General features: G+C 74.5%; 15 protein-coding genes. 8 read left to right on the forward strand and 7 right to left on the reverse strand.

What is annotated here, in order from left to right:
* Positions 1 to 15: 15 nt before the first annotated feature.
* Genes glmS through ACLJTM_RS05055 form a run of 3 tightly spaced genes read left to right on the forward strand, consistent with a single transcriptional unit; the run spans position 16 to position 3,132 of the window.
* On the forward strand, positions 16 to 450 hold the full coding sequence (glmS, locus tag ACLJTM_RS05045) for a methylaspartate mutase subunit S (protein ID WP_411102093.1): 435 nt from the start codon (positions 16 to 18) through the stop codon (positions 448 to 450).
* Entirely contained in the window at positions 434 to 1,840 is a 1,407-nt protein-coding gene (locus tag ACLJTM_RS05050; protein ID WP_411102094.1) for a hypothetical protein, read from the forward strand. Before glmS ends, ACLJTM_RS05050 begins: the two co-directional genes overlap by 17 nt.
* On the forward strand, positions 1,837 to 3,132 hold the full coding sequence (locus ACLJTM_RS05055; protein ID WP_411102095.1) for a glutamate mutase L: 1,296 nt from the start codon (positions 1,837 to 1,839) through the stop codon (positions 3,130 to 3,132). The genes ACLJTM_RS05050 and ACLJTM_RS05055 overlap by 4 nt, the downstream gene beginning before the upstream one ends.
* Before the next feature lies 1 nt (position 3,133).
* Here ACLJTM_RS05055 and ACLJTM_RS05060 read toward each other — a convergent pair whose 3' ends face one another.
* The 5 genes from ACLJTM_RS05060 to ACLJTM_RS05080 form a co-directional block, all read right to left on the reverse strand.
* The gene (locus tag ACLJTM_RS05060; RefSeq protein ID WP_411102096.1) at positions 3,134 to 4,705 is read right to left on the reverse strand and encodes an AMP-binding protein; all 1,572 of its coding nucleotides are present in this window, start codon (positions 4,703 to 4,705) and stop codon (positions 3,134 to 3,136) included.
* Between the two features lie 121 nt (positions 4,706 to 4,826).
* Complete coding sequence (locus ACLJTM_RS05065; protein WP_411102097.1) at positions 4,827 to 6,101, reverse strand: type III PLP-dependent enzyme; 1,275 nt, start codon at positions 6,099 to 6,101, stop codon at positions 4,827 to 4,829.
* 158 nt (positions 6,102 to 6,259) lie between these two features.
* A complete protein-coding gene (locus ACLJTM_RS05070; protein WP_411102098.1) occupies positions 6,260 to 6,856 on the reverse strand; it encodes a TIGR03086 family metal-binding protein in 597 nt (198 codons plus the stop codon).
* A gap of 66 nt (positions 6,857 to 6,922) precedes the next feature.
* Positions 6,923 to 7,825, reverse strand: a complete 903-nt coding sequence (locus ACLJTM_RS05075; protein ID WP_411102099.1) for a spermidine synthase — start codon at positions 7,823 to 7,825, stop codon at positions 6,923 to 6,925.
* A gap of 17 nt (positions 7,826 to 7,842) precedes the next feature.
* Positions 7,843 to 8,253 (reverse strand): hypothetical protein, encoded by a 411-nt coding sequence (locus ACLJTM_RS05080; RefSeq protein WP_411102100.1) that lies wholly within the window; start codon positions 8,251 to 8,253, stop codon positions 7,843 to 7,845.
* 282 nt (positions 8,254 to 8,535) lie between these two features.
* Between ACLJTM_RS05080 and ACLJTM_RS05085 the strand changes: the two genes are divergently transcribed.
* Positions 8,536 to 9,873: a tetratricopeptide repeat protein gene (locus ACLJTM_RS05085; protein WP_411102101.1), complete on the forward strand. Its 1,338-nt coding sequence runs from the start codon at positions 8,536 to 8,538 to the stop codon at positions 9,871 to 9,873.
* A 214-nt stretch (positions 9,874 to 10,087) separates the two neighbouring features.
* Here the strand turns inward: ACLJTM_RS05085 and ACLJTM_RS05090 are convergent, their stop codons facing one another.
* Complete coding sequence (locus tag ACLJTM_RS05090; protein WP_411102102.1) at positions 10,088 to 10,690, reverse strand: histidine phosphatase family protein; 603 nt, start codon at positions 10,688 to 10,690, stop codon at positions 10,088 to 10,090.
* Positions 10,691 to 10,877: 187 nt separating this feature from the next.
* Between ACLJTM_RS05090 and ACLJTM_RS05095 the strand changes: the two genes are divergently transcribed.
* Genes ACLJTM_RS05095 through ACLJTM_RS05105 form a run of 3 tightly spaced genes read left to right on the forward strand, consistent with a single transcriptional unit; the run spans position 10,878 to position 14,955 of the window.
* Entirely contained in the window at positions 10,878 to 12,056 is a 1,179-nt protein-coding gene (locus ACLJTM_RS05095) for a hypothetical protein (protein WP_411102103.1), read from the forward strand.
* Positions 12,044 to 13,618, forward strand: coding sequence for a hypothetical protein (locus tag ACLJTM_RS05100; protein ID WP_411102104.1), 1,575 nt, complete (start codon positions 12,044 to 12,046; stop codon positions 13,616 to 13,618). Before ACLJTM_RS05095 ends, ACLJTM_RS05100 begins: the two co-directional genes overlap by 13 nt.
* Entirely contained in the window at positions 13,615 to 14,955 is a 1,341-nt protein-coding gene (locus ACLJTM_RS05105; RefSeq protein WP_411102105.1) for an AAA domain-containing protein, read from the forward strand. The genes ACLJTM_RS05100 and ACLJTM_RS05105 overlap by 4 nt, the downstream gene beginning before the upstream one ends.
* 100 nt (positions 14,956 to 15,055) lie before the next feature.
* On the opposite strand, the gene ACLJTM_RS05110 is transcribed toward ACLJTM_RS05105, so the two are convergent.
* Positions 15,056 to 16,657 (reverse strand): recombinase family protein, encoded by a 1,602-nt coding sequence (locus tag ACLJTM_RS05110; RefSeq protein WP_411102106.1) that lies wholly within the window; start codon positions 16,655 to 16,657, stop codon positions 15,056 to 15,058.
* A gap of 398 nt (positions 16,658 to 17,055) precedes the next feature.
* On the opposite strand from ACLJTM_RS05110, the gene ACLJTM_RS05115 reads away from it, so the two are divergent.
* On the forward strand, positions 17,056 to 17,403 hold the full coding sequence (locus ACLJTM_RS05115; protein ID WP_411102107.1) for a hypothetical protein: 348 nt from the start codon (positions 17,056 to 17,058) through the stop codon (positions 17,401 to 17,403).
* Positions 17,404 to 17,487: the final 84 nt, after the last annotated feature.

Genomic DNA, 17,487 nt, shown 5'->3' on the forward strand with positions numbered 1-17,487 from the left:
AGGGGGCGCGGCCCGGTGAGCCGTGACGCGCCAGGACCCGGTGTCGTGCTCGGCGTCGTCGGGCACGACATCCACGTGGTCGCGAACCGCATCCTGGCCATCGGCCTCGCCGAGAACGGCTTCCGCCCGTTCAACCTCGGGACGAACCGGGAGCCCGGCGACTTCGCGGACGCCGTGGAGGAGACCGGCGCCCGCGCCGTGCTGATGTCCTCCCTCAACGGCGAGGGCGAGAAGGCCTGCGAGCACACCGGTCCGCTCTTCGCCGAGCGCGGACTGGGCCACGTACTGCTGTACATCGGCGGCAACCTCGTCGTCGGGGACCGCCCGGCACAGGAGGTCGAGCGGGTCTTCACCTCCTACGGCTTCCACCGGGTGTTCCACCGGCCGACGGGATTCCACGACGTCTTCCGAGCCCTGCGACAGGACCTGTCCGATGGCCACGCCCCGTAGATCCGAGTCCCTGGGGGACCTCGGTTCCGAACGCGCCGCCGTCCTCGCCGACGGCGGCGCTGCCGGACTCGGCCCCGGCACGGCCCGGGCCCACCTCGCCACGCTGGCGCCCGGCCGGTTCGCCTCGTACGCCTACCGGTCGCCGCGCACCCGCCCGTACACCCAGCCGCGCGGCGGCTTCCCCGGTTTCACCGAACAGCGGGCCCTCACTCGCGCCTTCGACGAGGCGGGGGCCGATTTCATCCCGCTGACCATCGACAGCCAGACCCGGCACAACGACCACGAGAGGGCCGCGGCCCTCCTGAAGGCCGGTCTCGCCGAAGGCCGGGACCTGCTCAACGGCTACCCGCTGATCAGCCACGGCCACCTGCGCACCCGCGAGCTGTACGAGGGCGTCGACCGGCCCGTCAGCCTGCGGCACGGCACCCCCGACGCCCGGCTCCTCGTGGAGACCGCCCTGGCCGCGGGCATCACCGAGATCGAGGGCGGCGGGCTCTGCTACACCCTCCCCTACGCGCGGGACTACCCGCTCGACCGGGCCCTCGCCCACTGGCAGTACGTCGACCGGCTGTGCGCGGTCACCGGCCCGCCCGGACTGCCCGTGCACCGGGAGTCCTTCGGTCCGCTCACGGCCACCCTCGTTCCGCCGGTGATCACGATCGTCGTACAGCTGTGTGAACTGCTGCTCGCCGCGGAGCAGGGCGTGGAGTCCTTCGCCGTCGGCTTCGGCCATACCGGCAGCCTGGAGCAGGACCTCGCGACCGCCCGGGTGCTAAGGGCGAAGGCCGCGGAACTGCTGGCCCGCTTCGGCTTCGAGGACGTCCGCGTCAGCCTCGTCTACCACCAGTGGATGGGCGCGTTCCCCGCCGAGGCCTCCCTCGCCTGGCAGCTGATCGCGGTGTGCTCGCAGGCCGCGGCGCTCGTCGGAGCCGACAAGGTCGTGGTCAAGACGCCCGACGAAGCGCTCGGCATCCCCTCGGTGGAGAGCAACGCGGCGGCCGTGCGTGCCGTGCGGTACGTGCTCGACATGGTGCCGTACGGGCGGACCCTCGCCAACGACGCCGTCGACGAGGAGGCGGCCCTTGTCGAGAGCGAGGTCACCACCGTCCTCGACCACATCCTGGGCGACACGGCCCCCACCTTCCGGCAGTCGGTGTACCGCGCCGTCCTCTCGGGGGCCGTCGACGTGCCGTTCGCCCCGCACGAACAGAACCTCGGCCTGCTGGTCACCGACCGCGGCGAGGGCCGGCGCATCCGGATCCGGGAGGCCGGGCGCGTGCCCCTGACCGGTGAACAGCTCCGCTGGGAGCACCGGCTGCTCGGACCCCGTACCGCGGACGAGGGCCCGCTGTGGGAGCGGCTGCTGCGCGACATCCGGATCCTGGCGTGACGGCGGCCGGCGCCGGGATGTGGCTCGCCGACGCGGGCAGCGCCGAGGTCAAACTGTGCCGCACCGCGCCGGACGGCCGTCCCGGCGCCGTGGTGCGCGCGGCGCGGCGGGCCGACCTCACCCCCGGCGAGCAGCTCCGCGGTCTGCTGGAACGCCACGGCTTCGACCCGTCGGCGGACCGGCTGCGGGTGTGCAGCTCCGCCCGGGGCGGGCTGCGGGTCGGGCTGCTCGGGCTGACCGGCCGTTTCAGCCTGGCCGCGGCGGCCCGGGCGGCGACCCTGGCCGGCGCCTCGGTGGGCTACGCCCGCCGCTTGGCCGATCCGCCGGGGCGGCCCTGCGCGGAGGTCGACGTCCTGGTGGCCGTCGGGGGCGTGGACGGCGGCGACCCGCGCCACCTGCGCGCGGCCCTGGAAGGGCTGCGCCTGGACGCGTACCCGCACCGGAGCCTGGTGTGGGCGGGGGCGGCGGAGATGGCGGCGGAGCCGGACCTGCCGGGGCCGCCGGCCGCCTGGCAGCGCACGGGCAACGTCCTGGACCCTGCGCTCAGACCCCGCTGCGGACCACTGGCCGAGACCTTGCGCCGGCTGCACCTGGCCGACCTGGCGCACCTCGCCGACCCGGCGGCGCTGCGGGCCGTGGCGTCCCTGGCCGAGGTCCCGGTGCTGCCCACGCCCGCGGCGGTGGCCCGGTCGGGCTGGTGGCGGTCGGCGGGGGCCCGCGCCGGGACGGCTCCGGCCGGGGAGGTCCGGCTCGCGGTGGACGTGGGCGGCGGGAGCACCGAGGTGCACCGGTGGCCGGGCGGTACGGACAACTGCGTCGCGGACGGCTGCGGTCCGGCGGGCGGCGCCCCGTACGAGGTGTTCGCCGGGCTCGGTGTCGCGGGCGACCGGCGCCCGCTCCTCGCCCGCCTCGCGCACGCCCCGTACCTCGACGAGCTGGTCGACGCCGTCGCCCCGGACGACCGCCGCGCCGTGTACCAGCGGCTGCGCGACGGCGAGGAGGGCGCGCTGCCGGTCCGGCGGGCCTTCCTCGCCTGCCTGTTCACGGCCCTGCGGGAGCCGGGGGCGGGCCCCGCGGCCGCCGGCCGGCTCGCGTCCCTCACCCTGACGGGCGGCGCCTGCCGCACGGCCGGTCCCGCGGCGGTGCGCCGGACCGTCGACGCGGCGCGCGGGCGGTCGGACGGCCCGTGGACGCTCGTCCTGGACGAGGCCCACGACCTGTGGGCCCGCGGCCTCGCGGCCCCGGCGGCGGCTCCCGCCGTGCCGGCCGTGCCCGCCGTGCCCGCCGGCTGAGTCAGTCCTGTGCGGCGGCCGCCACCCGGTCCGCCACGGAGACGGCGAGCGCCTGGCGGTCGATCTTGCCGTCGTTGCCCGTCGAGGGCAGCGCGGGCTCCTCCCAGAGGTGGCGCGGCACCATGTGGGACGGCAGGTTCTCCTTGAGGAACCGCTGGAACTCCCCCTCGTCGACGGGGCCCACGACCGAGTACACCAGGGCGATGTCGGCGCCGATCGCGATGTTCGGTACGCCGACGGCCGCGCAGGCCTCGACGTTCGGGAAGCGGGCGGCGATCTCCTCGACCTCGGTGGGGCTGACCCGGAACCCGGAGGTCTTGATCATGGCGTCGCGGCGCCCGACGAAGTACAGGTAGCCCTCCTCGTCCCGGGTCACGATGTCCCCGCTGAAGACGACCCGTTCGCCCGGGAACTCCGGCAGCGTCCGGAACCGCGCGGCCGTCGCCTCCGGCGCGTTCCAGTACCCGAGGCTCACGCAGCCGCCCCGGTGCACCAGTTCGCCCCGCTCCCCCGGACCCACCTCGCGCAGCTCCTCGTCCAGGACCAGGATCTCGACGTCCGGGATGGCCCGGCCGATGGAGCCCGGGCGCACCGCAAGCTGCTCCGGCTCCAGGTAGGTGGAGCGGAAGGCCTCGGTGAGTCCGTACATCTGGAAGACCCCGGCGGCCGGGAAGGCCGCCGCGAGGTCGTCCGTCATCCGCCGGGACAGGGCACCGCCCGAGGAGGACACGTACCGCACCGAGGACAGGTCCGCCGTGGGGCGCCGGCGCAGCAGGCGGGGGTCGAACAGCCGGGTGATGATCACCGGCATGACGGGGAGCACCGTGATGCGCTGCTCGTGCAGGAAGCGGAAGGCGTCGGCGGGGAAGACGAGTTCGTGCAGGTGCAGGGAGGCGCCGGTGGCCAGGGCCTGCCAGAGCTGGTTGAGCCCGTAGTCGAAGTTGAGGGAGAGCAGGCTGCCGATGCGGTCGTCGGAGCGGGTGCCGAGGTACCCGGCGGTGATGCGGGCGCCGTCCCAGATGTTGCGGTGGGACACCATGATCCCCTTGGGGCGCCCGGTGGAGCCGGAGGAGTAGATGATCGCCGCGACGTCGGAGCCGATGGCGCGGCCCGCCCCGGCCGGCTCCGCCCGGCGCCGCAGGGCGGGCAGCACCAGCGCGGGGTCGGCGTCGGCGCGGTCCTGCCCGTACAGCAGCGGTACGTCCGCGCCCGAGGCGGTGATCTCCGCGGCCCGGACGGCGTCGGTGACCATGACCCGCAGGCCGGCGTCGCGCACGATGTGCCGGATGCCCTCGCTCTTCAGCTTGGGCAGGACGGGGACGACCACGGCGTCGGCCAGCAGCACCCCGAGGATGGCCACGGCCTGGTCGGCGCTCTTCGCCATGCAGATCCCGACGCGGTCCCGGCGCCCCACCCCGGCCTCCCGCAGGGCCGTTGCCGTACGGGCGGCGGCGTCCCTCAACTCCGCGAAGGAAAAGCTCACTTCGCCGTCCTGCACGGCGGTCCTGGACCCGAAGCGTGCTACGGCGGCGTCGAGGAGCGAGGCCGCCGTGAAGAGGTGCGGTGTCGTCATTCCGGCATGCTACAAAGCCCGGTTGACGCGGTACGAGACTTTCCGCAGAGGCTTTCCGCAGAGCTTCTTGCGGAGTGTCTCCGGTACGCGCCGGCCTGCACGGGGCCCGTCCGCACCGCGTTCAGCCGGCGGCGACGTGCCCGGCGGCCAGCTGCCACGCTCCGACGAGGCGGTCCCCGTCGTAGACCGCCTCCACGGCCGGGGGCCGGCTGAGGAAGGCCGACAGGCTCGCGGTGGGCCCGTAGGCGCCGACGTTCGGGACCCGCAGCAGGTCGCCCACCCGGGGGTCGGCGATCTCCGCGCGCACGGCGAGCCGGTCCAGGGGCGTGCACAGGGGCCCCACGACGGCAGCGGTCAGGACCGGGCCGCCCCGGCCGCCGGTCCCGGCTGCCTCCGGGCCGCCCGGACCGTCGGGGTCGTGGCGGGACGTTCCCGCGCTGAGGTTCTCGAAGCCGGTGCTCGGCCGGAGCACGCGGCCGAGGCCGGTCATGCCGCCGAGCACGTTGACCCCGGCGTCCACGACGACGGTCGTGGCCCCGTCCGGGCGCACCTTGACGTCCACGACCGTGGTCAGCAGCGAGCCCGCCTCCGCGATCGGCCGCCGCCCCGACTCGAACCACACCTCGGGCGCCGGGCCTTCGAACTCCCAGTGGCCGAGCAGCTCACCGAGGCCCTCCGCGAGCCCCTGGAACCCGCCGCCCGTCCCCGGGGTCGCGTACGGCCAGGGGAAGCCGCCGCCGAGGTCCACGATCTCGGGCACGAGGCCCGCTTCCCGGCACACGTGCTCGACGGTGCGCTTGGCGCTCGCGAAGCCCTCCAGCAGCGCCTCCACGCCGCTGATCTGCGAGCCGAGGTACACGTGGCAGCCCCGTACGGACACCGCGTCGGGCACGGCGGCGCAGGCGCGGACCGCGTCGGCGGGGTCGAAGCCGAACTGCCGGCCGTCCGCCATGGACAGCCCGGCGGCGGGGCCCCCGACGGGCTGGAGCCGCAGCAGCGCCCCGGCCCGCCGCCCGGCCGCGCCGGCGACCCGGCCCAGCCGCCGCAGCTCGGTGGCCGACTCGCAGGAGAAGAGGGCGACGCCGCACTCCAGCGCCCCGGCGATCTCGGCCGCGGACTTGCCCGGCCCCGTGTAGAGGATTCCGTCCGCCGCGAACCCCGCCTCCAGGGCCGCCCGCAGCTCCCCGGCCGAGGACACCTCGGCCCGGCACCCGGCGGCCCGCACCTCGGCGGCGACGGCGGGCAGGGGGTTGGCCTTCAGCGAGTACAGCAGACCCGCGGACGCGGGCAGGGCCGCACGCAGCTCTGCGGCCCGCTCCCGTACGGCTTCGAGCCCGTACACGTACAACGGCGTCCCGAACCGCTCCGCCGCCTCGCGCCACACCCGCTCATCCACGCGCCCCGCCCCTCCCCGGCCACCCCAGCGGGCCCATCGGGCCCATCGAGCCCGGACCTTCGAGCCTCAACTGATCGTAACAACACCGCAGTTGGCCGCGAGCCGGGACGTCCGGCCCCTCGCCGACCGGACGGCGGACGTGACCGCCCCGTGCCCCGTCACCCGGCGGCGGGCGGGGCCCAGTCCGGGCGGCGTCCCAGGAAGGCGAGCAGCGAGGCGGCGGGGTCGGCGTCCGGCCCGGCCGGAAGGGCGTCGGCGTAGGCGAAGCCGCGCAGGGGTCCGGCGAGCTCCTCGGCGGTGGGCCGCAGGGCCGCGGCCAGCTCCGGGGTCAGCGGGGAGGGCCGGCCGGTGGCGACGGCGAGGTCCCAGGCGTGGACGGCCGCGTCGAGCGCGGCCGCGCCGACGGCGGTCTCGGCGGTGACGGTGAACGGGGGCAGCGGCACGGCCACCCCGGCTGTTCCGGGCGCCACGGCGGCGAAGGCCTCGACTGCGGCCCGCAGGGCAGGTTCCAGCAGCTCCCCGGGGGTGCCGGCCAGGGTGCCGGTGGGGGCGAAGGGGTCTTCGGCCGGGCCCGGGCCGCCGGTGAGGCGGGCGGCGTAGGCCAGCTGGTCGCCGGCCGCGTGCTGGACCACCCGGGCCACGTCCCAGTGCTCGCAGGGCGTCGGACGGTGCAGGGCGTCGGCGCCCAGGCCTGCGACGGTGGCGCGCAGTGCGGCGTGCGCCGCATCGAGCAGGTCCCATGAGGAGGTGGTCATGGGGCCGACCCTACAAGCCGTGCCCCGCCGAACACCCGCGCCGTGCCCGCCCGTTGAGGCGGGTGCTCAGCGGAAGACGGAGGGCGGCGGCTGCGGCGAGGCCACGGCGGAGGCGTCGGCGACGGGCGCCGCGCCGCCCGCGAAGTCCGCCAGCGCCCGGCCGTGTTCGACCCGGCCGGGGTGCGGGTCGCCCGCGACCCGCCGGGTGAACTCCGCGACGGGCAGCTCCCGGTCGGCGGCCACCAGGACGGCGTTGCCGAAACGCTTGCCCCGCCAGACCACCGGATCCGCGGCCAGCGCCAGTTCCGCGAACCGGGACGCGGCCGTCGCGATCTGCCCGCGCAGGTGGGCGAGCGGCGGGCCGTCCGCCAGGTTGGCCACGTACCAGCCGGTCGGCGCCAGGGCCCGGCGCACCTCGTCCAGGAACTCGGTGCTCGTGAGGTGGGCCGGGGTGCGCGCCCCGCTGAACACGTCCGCGATGACCAGGTCGGCCCAGCCGTCCGCCACCTTGGCCAGGCCCGCCCGGGCGTCCACCGCACGGACCCGGACCCGCGCCTGCGGGTCCAGCGGCAGGTGCTCGCGGACGAAGGACACCAGGGCGGCGTCGATCTCCACGACCTGCTGGGTGGACCGGGGCCGGGAGGCGGCCGTGTACCGGGCGAGGGTGAAGGCCCCGCCGCCCAGGTGCAGCACGTTCAGCGGCCGGCGGGCGGGCGCGGCGAGGTCGATCAGGTGGCCGATCCGGCGCTGGTAGGAGAAGTCCAGGTACCCCGGGTCGGCCAGGTCCACGTGGGACTGCGGGGCCCCGTCGATGAGCAGGGTCCAGGCGCCGGCGCGCTCGCGGTCGGGCGTCAGTTCGGCCAGGCCGCCGCCCACCTGCCCGGTGACCGCCTCCGCGCCGCCCCGGCCGCGCTGCGTGCCCGCGACCCGGTCGCCGCCCTTGCCCTTGCTCTTGCCCTTGCTCGCCACGAGTCCATTGTCGCCGGTCAGCGGCAGTTGTCCGCGGCCTCGATCAGTCGGGCCGCCTCGCCGAGGGCGGCGCGCAGGACCTCGGGGTCGGTGAGCGGTTCCACGGCCTCCGGGGGGAGCAACCAGCCGGAGCCGCCCGGGGTGGGGGCGGCCACCTCGTCGAAGCGCATCCCCCGCCCGTCGGTCTGGGTGCACGCGCTGCCCGGCAGGTCCCAGTCGTCGGCGGTGCCGGGCGGGACGAGGAATCCGAGGGTGTCGCCGGAGCCGTCGTGCAGGACGGGCCCGACCCCGCCGGCCTGCCGGGCGGACCGGCGGATGATGTCGACGGCCTCCAGCCCCTGGCGGGTCGGGACGGTCACCAGGTCCGGGGCTTCGACGGGGATCGCACCGGGCTGGTACGGCGCGGTGTTCGTTCCAGTGCTCTCCATGCCGGCCTCCACCAAGGGAACCCCTCCTCGATCCGCGTACGAGCCGGACGGGATCAGCAGCCTCCCGCTCCGCTCCGGTTCAACGCGCGGAGGCGTCAACAGGTGCGGCGGCAAGACGCTGCAAAGGATGGCAGTTCATGGCGGATGGCGGGTGAGATATCCGTTTTGTAGCCAAACACCGCGTGAACACCCTGTCACTGGCGGTACGTTCATGCGCGCCGGGCCCCGGCTCGACCGGGTCGCGGCACCGGCGGTGTGTTCCTTGCCAGAGAGGTCACGTCCATGGCGGCGTCCCCCCACTCACCCAACTCCACGTTCCGGCGGATGCGCGGTCAGCACTCCCCGGCCGAGTTCGCGGCCCTGGTGCGCAGGGCGGCCAAGGAGATCGGCGAAACGGTTTCCTGCGACGCCCGGTACATCGGCCGGGTCGAGTCCGGCGAGATCCGCTGCCCCAACTACGCGTACGAGCGCGTCTTCCTCCACATGTTCCCCGGCCGCACCCTCGCCGGCCTCGGCTTCTGCCCGCGCGAGACGGTCCGCGGACGCTCGGCCCACCGCACGCCCTTCTCCGCCCCCACCCACCGTTCGGGTACCGGCACCGGTACCGGCACCAGCACCAAGGAGAGCGACGTGCTGCGTCGCGCGTTCATGGCAGGCGGCTCCGCGACCGTTGCGGCCGCGACGCTCAGCCTCACCCTGCCCGGCGACTCCCGCCGGCCCCCCGCCCGCGCCGGCGAGTCCGAGGCCGCGGCCGTGGAGGACGCCGTACGCCAGATCCGGCTGCTGGACGACCGGCACGGGGCCGACGCCCTCTACCGGAAGGCGGCCGAACCGCTGCGCGCGGCGTACGCGCTGCTCGACGCGGGGGCGCGGCGGCAGTCCACCGAGGACCGGCTGCACGCGGGTGCGGGCGAACTCGCCGTCTCCGTCGGCTGGCTGGCCCACGACTCGGGCCGGTGGGAGGACGCCCGCTCGCACTACGCGGAGGCGCTGGCCACCGCCCGGGTGTCGGGGGACGCGGGCCTGGAGGCCCACGCCTTCAGCAACATGTCCTTCCTGGCCCGGGACTGCGGGCGCCCCCGGGAGGCGGTACGGGCGGCGCAGGCGGGCCGCCGCGCCGCCCGCTCCCTCGGCTCCCCGCGGCTGCTGTCGCTGCTCGCGCTGCGCGAGGCGGGGGGCTGGGCGGGGCTGGACGACCGCAAGGCCTGCGAGGAGTCGCTGGCCCGCGCCCACACGGACTTCTCCCGGGGCGGAGCCGGCGGGGACCCCGAGTGGATGTCCTTCTTCGGCGAGGCCGAGCTGGAGTCCCTGGAGGCGCGGTGCTGGTCCGCGCTCGGGGAGCACGCCCGCGCGGCCCGGCACGCCCGCCGGGCCGCGGACCTGCAGGACCCGCACTTCGCGCGGAACGTGGCCCTGTACACCGCCGAGCTGGCCGGCGACCTGGCCCGTGCGGGCGCCCCCGACGAGTCCGCCTGGGCCGGCGGCCGGGTGCTCGACCTGCTCGCCGAGGTCCAGTCCACCCGGATCCGGACGATGCTCTCGGACACCGCCCGCGTCCTGGTCCCCCACCGGCGCTCCCCGCGCGTGAACGGGTTCCTGGTCCGCCACGCGCACGCCTGAGGGGGCGCCGGCGGACCCGGTGACCGGGGCCGGGCACCCTCCGCACGAGCCGGCTAGTGCTGTGACCGGAAAGGTTTGCCGGGTCGCGGTGTCCGGTGCGGTGCATCGCAAGGCGGAGGGCCACGTCTCGTACTGGACGTACTTGCGTGGTCCGACAACGCCGCGAGGCGCCGTGCCGGGCGCCGCGACCCGGTGAACCTTTCCGGTCACAGCACTAGGCGTCCAGGTCGAGGTGCCCGGTGTCGTTCCAGCGCTCCAGCGCGGGGGCGCCGTAGGCCCAGCCGAGGACCGACAGGGAGGTCGGCTCCAGGCGGATGCGCGCCCCGAAGGAGGCGTCGAAGCCGAGCCAGCGCGCGGCCAGCGTGCGCAGGATGTGCCCGTGGGCGAAGACCAGCACGTCACGCTCGGCGGACCGGGCCCAGGCCACCACCTCGTCGGCGCGCGCCGCGACGTCGGCGACGGACTCGCCGCCCGGGACCCCGTCGCGCCAGATCAGCCAGCCCGGGCGGACCGCCTGGATCTGCGCGGGGGTCATGCCCTCGTAGTCCCCGTAGTCCCACTCCATCAGCGCGTCCCAGGGCTGCGCCGGGACGCCGAAGCCGGCCAGGTCGCAGCTCTCGCTCGCGCGCACCAGCGGGCTGGTGCGGACCTCCACGCCGGGCAGGCCCTTCCACGGGTCGCGGGCCAGCCGCTCGCCGAGCAGTTTCGCGCCCCGCTTGCCCTCCTCCAGCAGGGGCACGTCCGTGCGCCCGGTGTGCTTGCCCAGCTGGGACCACGCCGTCTGGCCGTGGCGGGCCAGCAGGATGCGGGGGGCCATAAATTTTCTCCCGGTCCATTCCGATACATACGGTTCTGCACGCTTTGAGGCGGTTCCGTCGTCCGTCCATCATCCCTCACGCGAACACCGGGCCACGCTCCCCGTGCCCGGCCCGCACTCCTCCCGCCAACAGCGGGTTTTCGCAGTAAGTCCACGATTGTCAGTGGCGGATGGGACACTTCCGCGGGTGAGCTCCTACCCGCCCGCCGGCCCTCCCCGGCGAACCGCGCAGATCCCGCAGCAGACGACGCTGCGCCGGCGGCTCGCCGGACTGCGGGGACCCGCCGTACCACCCCGCCCGCTCGACGCCCGGGCGCTGGCTGCCCTCGCCGCCAACCCGGGCTGCGGCCGCCGCGCCCTCCTGGACGGCGCCGGTGTGGACAAGACCGCCCTGGCCGCGGCCCTCGGCGCACCCGCCCCGTTCGGGCAGTCGCAGTTCGCGATCGTCCGCGGCAACTCCTTCGAGGCCAAGGTCAAGGGCGACGGCGGAGCCGAACTGCTGCGCCTGGTGCACGAGCACCTCGGTTCCGCCGCGCAGCCGCCCGGCCCCCGAGCCCGGGTCCCCGACCTGACCGCCGCCGGACCCGAGGGCCGGGCCGCCCGCACCGCGCTGGCCCTGCGGGAGGCCACCGCCGCCGCCCGCGCGGAGGAAGCCTGGACGCTCCTCGACCACCCGATGCTGGCCCTGGAGGTGGCCGGCTCCCCCGTCTACCTGGAGCCGGACGCCGTCGTGGTGCACCCCGACGGCCGCTGGACCGTGGTGGAGATCAAGTCCTTCCCCCTGCTCGACGGCGCCGCCGACCCCGCGAAGGTGGGCGCCGCAGCCCGCCAGTCCGCCGTCTACGTCCTGGCCCTGGAGAACACCGCCCAGAAGCTGGAGGGCGCCGAGGTCGGACACCGGGTGCTGCTGGTCTGCCCCAAGGACTTCTCGAACCTGCCCGCCGCCGCGCCCGTCGACATCCGCCGGGAGCGCGCCGTGACCCGGCGCCAGCTGGAGCGGCTGACCCGCGTCGAGGACCTCGCCGCGGCGCTGCCCGAGGGGATCAGCTTCGATCCCGCCCTGCCCGCCGAGGAGCTGACCGAGGCCGTCGCCACGGTGGACGCCGCCTACGCACCCGAATGCCTCGCCGCCTGCGAGCTCGCCTTCCACTGCCGGGCCTCGGCCCGCGCCGCCGGCCAAGTGACCACCCTGGGCCGTTCCGTACGGGGCGAACTGGGCGCGCTGGCCACCGTCGGACAGGCACTGGCCGCCGCCTCCGGACCCGGCCCCGGCCCCGACCCCACCGCCGAAGCCCTGCGGCACGCGGCCCGGCTGCGCACCGAAGCACTGCACACCGCCGCGGAGGCCGCCTCGTGCCGCTGTTGAACACCCTGGCCCGCCTGGAAGCCGTACGGGAGGGCCGCGCCCAGGCGCTGGCGACCGTGCGCCACCGCCACCTGAGCGGACGCCCGCTGGTCCTCGTACCCCTGACCACGGCGGGTGAGGCCGGGGCTCCGCTGGGGGTGCTGGTGGGGACCGATCCGGGCGAGCCGCGGCTGCTGGTCGTGGCGCAGCCGCGCGACCGCGACCTGCGCTGGGCGTTCCTGGCGGCCCTCGCCGCCGAGGTCCTGCCGTACGTGGACGCGTACGGGGACGAGGTCGAGCTCGTCGAACGCACCGAGACCGATCCGGAGACGGGCCGCAAGACCAAGGCCGAGGCGGAGCTGTGCGTGGAAGCGCCGCAGCTGATCGTGCCGAGCCGGGCGGGCGTGGAGTACCTGCGCCTGCTGGGCCGCTCCATGCGGTTCCGGCGCACCGCCGAGGAGGACCCGGAGAACCCGTACCCGGCGCCCGCGCGGGTTCCGCTGCTGGGCCGCTGGTTCACCCACCTCGCCGAACGGTCCCGGGTGCCGGGCTCCGCCATGCTGCTGTCGGCCACGGACCTGCTGTCGCGGCACTGGGCCACCGGGCAGTCCCAGCTGGAGGACCAGCACCTGGGCGCCCTGCTCGCCTGGGTGGATCCGCCGGACGGGGAGTCCGGGGCCGAGGCGGCGCTCCGCGCCGAACTGGCCCGGGACGCGGCCGGGCAGCTGCTGTGCCCCCCGGCCGGCCCCGCGACCGACCCCGCCTTCGACAACAAGCTGCTGGCCCCCGCCATGGCCCGCTACGACGCGGCCCGCTCGGCGCAGCCCCGCGACGAGCGGGCCTGCGCCCGGGCCGAAGCCGAGGTACGGGCCCTCGTCGCCGCGCAGATGCGTCCCACCTGGGACGCGGTGTGGCGCGCCGTGGAACTGCTGCGCACGCTGCCGGCCGGGGAGCGCGCCGAGGAGCGCTGGACCCGCGACCGCTGGTCGTACACCGGCCACCGGGACCGCGTGCGCGCCGGCGAGCCCCCGCAGCCCCGCCACGACGACGCCGTGACGGCGGCCCAGAAGCTCGCCACCCGCGAGACCGAACAGGTGCGCCTCGACGCCCAGGAGGCGCTGGACGACCCGCTGGTCATGGCGGGCTGGCGACTCGCCGGCGAGGCCTTCGCCGGCGAGGTGACCGAGGTCGTCATGGAGTGGACCGACTCCAAGCGGCCCAGCCCCCGCCCGCTGGTGACGGTCGCGACGGAGGACCGGCCGCAACTCGCCGAGGACGGTGCGGCCAAGGTGTTCCGGTCCCTGGACGGCCGCCCCCAGTCCGCGCGGTTCGTCCGCTTCGAGGAGGGCGGCGGGATCGTGCTGCGGCTGCTGGACAAGATGGGACGCGGCCGGGACCCGGAGCCCGGTTCGGTGCCGCAGAAGGGCGACCGGGTGTGCTGGACGCTGTTCGAGCACGATGCGCGCGGCGGCCCGAAGCTGCCGGATCCGGAGCGGACCCCGTGGACGCACGGCGGCCCGCCGGGATCCGCGACCGCTGCCGCGCCGCGGCCCGACACCGTGACCGACGAGGACCTGCTGTGAGCCCGAACGCCCCCTTCGACCCGGCGGCGGCCGCCGCGGCCGCCACCGATGCCATCCTCCGCGACACGCTGCACGGCACCGAGCGGGGCGTGGTGGTCGACTCCCCTCCCGGAGCCGGCAAGTCCACGCTCGTGGTGCGGGCCGCCCGCGAGCTGGCCGCGGCCGGGCACCGGCTGATGGTGGTCGCGCAGACCAATGCGCAGGTCGACGACCTGGTGCTACGGCTGGCGGAGAAGGATCCCGGCCTGAAGGTGGGCCGGCTGCACAGCAGTGACGGCGAGGCCTTCGACCCGGCTCTGCGGGAGCTGCCGTCGGTGACGCTCTCCGCCAAGCCGGGGGAGCTCGCCGGTCTGCCGATCACCCTCTCGACCTCGGCGAAGTGGGCGTTCGTCAAGGACGTCGAGCCGTGGGAGCACGCCATCGTCGACGAGGCGTACCAGATGCGCTCCGATGCGCTGCTGGCCGTCGCCGGGCTGTTCGAACGGGCCCTGTTCGTAGGCGACCCGGGACAGCTGGACCCGTTCAGCGTGGTCGGCGCCGAGCAGTGGGCGGGGCTGTCCTACGACCCCTCCGCCTCGGCGGTGAGCACCCTGCTGGCACACAACCCGCACCTGCCGCAGCACCGGCTGCCGGTGTCCTGGCGGCTCCCCGCCACGGCCGCGCCGCTGGTCTCGCGCGCCTTCTACCCGTACACGCAGTTCCGCAGCGGTACGGGTCCGGGCGAGCGGCGGCTGTCGTACGGGGTGCCCGCGGACGGGTCGGGCCCCGACCGGGTGCTGGACGAGGCCGCCGAGGCGGGCTGGGGCCTGCTGGAGCTGCCGGCGCGGCACACTCCGCGGACCGACCCGGAGGCGGTGCGGGCGGTGGCCCTGGTGGTGCGCCGCGCGCTGGACCGGGGGGCGGTGGTCTCGGACGAGCGGACGCCGGCCCCGGCCCCGCTCACCGCGGACCGGATCGCGGTGGGCACCGCCCACCGCGACCAGGCGGCCGCCGTCCGCGCGGCCCTGGCGGCGCTCGGGGTCGCGGGGGTCACCGTGGACACCGCGAACCGGCTGCAGGGCCGCGAGTACGACCTGACGGTCGTGCTCCACCCCCTGTCGGGCCGCCCCGACGCGACGGCCTTCCACCTGGAGACGGGCCGCCTGTGCGTGCTGGCCTCCCGGCACCGGCACGCCTGCGTGGTGGTGGCCCGGGCGGGCATAGCGGAACTGCTGGACGACCACCCCTCGACGGAACCGGTCCAGCTGGGCGTGACGGTGAAGTTCCCGGACGGCTGGGAGGCGATGATGTCGACCTGGGATTTCTGGTCCAACCACCGCGTCTCATGGCGGCCGTAGTTGCGCTGCGTCGTCGCCGGATGCGCCTGCGGCCTCGGTCCCGGGTTCCTGAGCTCTTGGCTACATACGTCACCGAGGCCTCAGCGAAGGAACACTGACCTCAACTGGTCATTTCCGCTTCCAGCATTTCCCTGAAGATTTTCGTCGCTTCAAGATTCCATGCTTCTTCGTCACCCGGGTCAACGGATCCGGTCAGAGCACCACTCGCCCTCTCGGCGACCTCGTTCGGAGCGATGACGTAGACAGTCGCGCCTCGCCCCTTCGCCTTGGGGCGCCCCCATACGAAGAGCCGAAAGCCAGCTTCACGAAGGAACGGCCCCTGCTCCTTCCAGCCCGCCATGGCGGACCACTTCTGCGCGTACGTCCGGCCGGTTCCGGTGATCTCCCACCGGCCCGGCACGAAGGGTTGAGCCATCAGCTCGTCGAGGTGCGCCGCATGCCGCTCCATCGTCCCGGTCAGGGAGGAAAGCACGATGGGAGAGGCGGCCAGGGCGATCGACTGCGACAAGTTGTCGATGGCCCGCTCCAGCTCCTTGATCTGCTTCCTGTTGTCCCTGCCCGGAACATACCGGCGTTCCATGATTTCCTTGTCACCCAATGCGGCAAGGAATGCCTGCTCCGCCATGGCGTAGAGCTGTTCCTGAGGCCACGAGACGGAGAACTCGCATGCGCGGCCGTTGGACCAGGAGGAGCAGCGGAAGTACTTGTGGGGCCGAATCTCTCCCGTGTTCAGCTTTCCGACCGAGCTGTTCTCGTACATCTTCCTTCCACATGGACAGTGCAGGACACCCGTCATGGGAGATGCGTTGGACTTGATGCCCGCACGATGCCGGCCGAGTGCGGCAACGGCCGCCTGCAACGCGGCAAATTCCTCATCGCTCAGGATGGGGTCCGCCCACCGCACAGCAATGCCGTCACGAAGAAGCGGCTCTCCTTTGTGCATGGCGATTCCTTGAAGGATCGGCTTCTTCAGAATCTTCCCCAAGGTGGCAGTTGTCCACCGAGTTCCCTTGATACCCGTCTTGGCGCCGGCCTTCTTCTCGCCCGCGTTCACGCTCCGCTGGTAATCCTGCGACGTGAGGACACCCCGCTTGTTCCAGTCGTCACAGAGGCGACTCATGCTCCACCCTTGAACGCCGATCCGCTCGTATGCCTCACGGATCAGGGGACCCGTCACGGGATCGACAACCAGCTTGTAGCGCTGCCTGCCCTGGTATTCCATGAGCACCGGTCGGTAGCCGAAGGGCCAGGTACCGCCGCCCCACAGAGACTCATCACGGTAGTACTGAGTCTGGTTCCGGCGCTTCTGCACGATGGCTTCCCGGTACTCCTGCGCCTGGGTCGCTTTGATGTAAGCGATCATCCGGCCATTGCCGGGGGTGATGTCCAGTGCGGGGTCGTCCAGGCAGATGACGTCTTTCCCGCTCTCATGGCATTTGTCGGCGAACATCTCCCAATGCGTCTGATTGCGAGTGATGCGGTCCAGAGAAGTGACCATGATCGCGTCCCACTCGCACCAGAGCGGCTCACGCATCCACCTGCCGAGGCCGGGCCGTTCCTCAGGCCGTACCGCACCCGAGATGAACGAGTCCTCTACATCCCCCACCTCGTCGAACCGGCTCTCGGCGACCGCATTGTCCAAAGCCGCAGCCTGACGTGCCAGCGCAGAACTGTCCTCGGAGTCTCTGCTGATCCGCCGCATCTTCAGGACGCGAGTGCCCGGTGACGGCCGATACGCCACGTCGTTACCCCCTACGTAGTCCCCATCCACTTCCCGGGAAGTTACATGGTGACCCTGTTTCCTGACTGCTGGGAAGCGAACCCTTCAGTCTTGGCCCACCTCGCGGAGCACCGCGTGGCCTGGCGGCCGTAGGAGCCGTGCGGGGCCTCGCCGGGCGGCCGCCGGGCCGGGGTGGCGCTCCGGCCGCGGTCGGTCAGTCGCTCGACTCCCCCGTCACAGGACGCGTCGGCCGTCTCCTGCGTTGCCGGGCTCGTACGGACGTTCCCGCGCGCGCCGGTGCGGCCGTGTGCGCTCTTGCGGGGCGTTGGACAATGGACGGTGGCCCGGAAGCATTTCGCACGCGCAGCAGGAGGACAGGCATGGCAGAACCCGAGCGGACCGAGCGGAGGCTGCGGCCCGCGCCGCTGCTCTTCGAGCCCTCGGAGGCCGTCACGGACCCGGAGCACTTCTTCGACCTGGAGTCCCTCGACGACCCGCGCGAACTGCTGGCCCGCGCCACCGAGCTGACGCTCGCCTTCCGGGCGGCGCAGGACCGGGCGGTGGAGTTCCAGGCCCTGGCGGCGGCCCAGCTCGCGGACCCCCGGCGCTTCGACCGCCTCTCCCCGGCGGCGATTGCCGCCCGTGCGGAGTGGACCGAGGACTACGCGGTGAAGATGATCGAATTCGGTGCGACCCTCCAGCGCGAGGCGGGCCCGGAGCCGGCGTGAGCGGCGGGCGGCCCGCCCGGAGCCGGGGCGGGCGGGCCGCCCCGGCCCCGACGGCGCTCTGCACCGCCCCTCACGGCACTGCGT

It is taken from the genome of Streptomyces sp. cmx-4-9 (assembly GCF_046548835.1).
Taxonomy (GTDB): Bacteria; Actinomycetota; Actinomycetes; order Streptomycetales; family Streptomycetaceae; genus Streptomyces.

Excerpts from the sequence above, each read along its gene's own strand:
- ACLJTM_RS05050 (WP_411102094.1), top strand. The coding sequence starts at position 434 with ATGGCCACGCCCCGTAGATCCGAGTCCCTGGGGGACCTCGGTTCCGAA.
- ACLJTM_RS05060 (WP_411102096.1), bottom strand. The coding sequence starts at position 4,705 with ATGACGACACCGCACCTCTTCACGGCGGCCTCGCTCCTCGACGCCGCC.
- ACLJTM_RS05070 (WP_411102098.1), bottom strand. The coding sequence starts at position 6,856 with ATGACCACCTCCTCATGGGACCTGCTCGATGCGGCGCACGCCGCACTG.
- ACLJTM_RS05080 (WP_411102100.1), bottom strand. The coding sequence starts at position 8,253 with ATGGAGAGCACTGGAACGAACACCGCGCCGTACCAGCCCGGTGCGATC.
- ACLJTM_RS05085 (WP_411102101.1), top strand. The coding sequence starts at position 8,536 with ATGGCGGCGTCCCCCCACTCACCCAACTCCACGTTCCGGCGGATGCGC.
- ACLJTM_RS05090 (WP_411102102.1), bottom strand. The coding sequence starts at position 10,690 with ATGGCCCCCCGCATCCTGCTGGCCCGCCACGGCCAGACGGCGTGGTCC.
- ACLJTM_RS05110 (WP_411102106.1), bottom strand. The coding sequence starts at position 16,657 with ATGCGGCGGATCAGCAGAGACTCCGAGGACAGTTCTGCGCTGGCACGT.
- ACLJTM_RS05115 (WP_411102107.1), top strand. The coding sequence starts at position 17,056 with ATGGCAGAACCCGAGCGGACCGAGCGGAGGCTGCGGCCCGCGCCGCTG.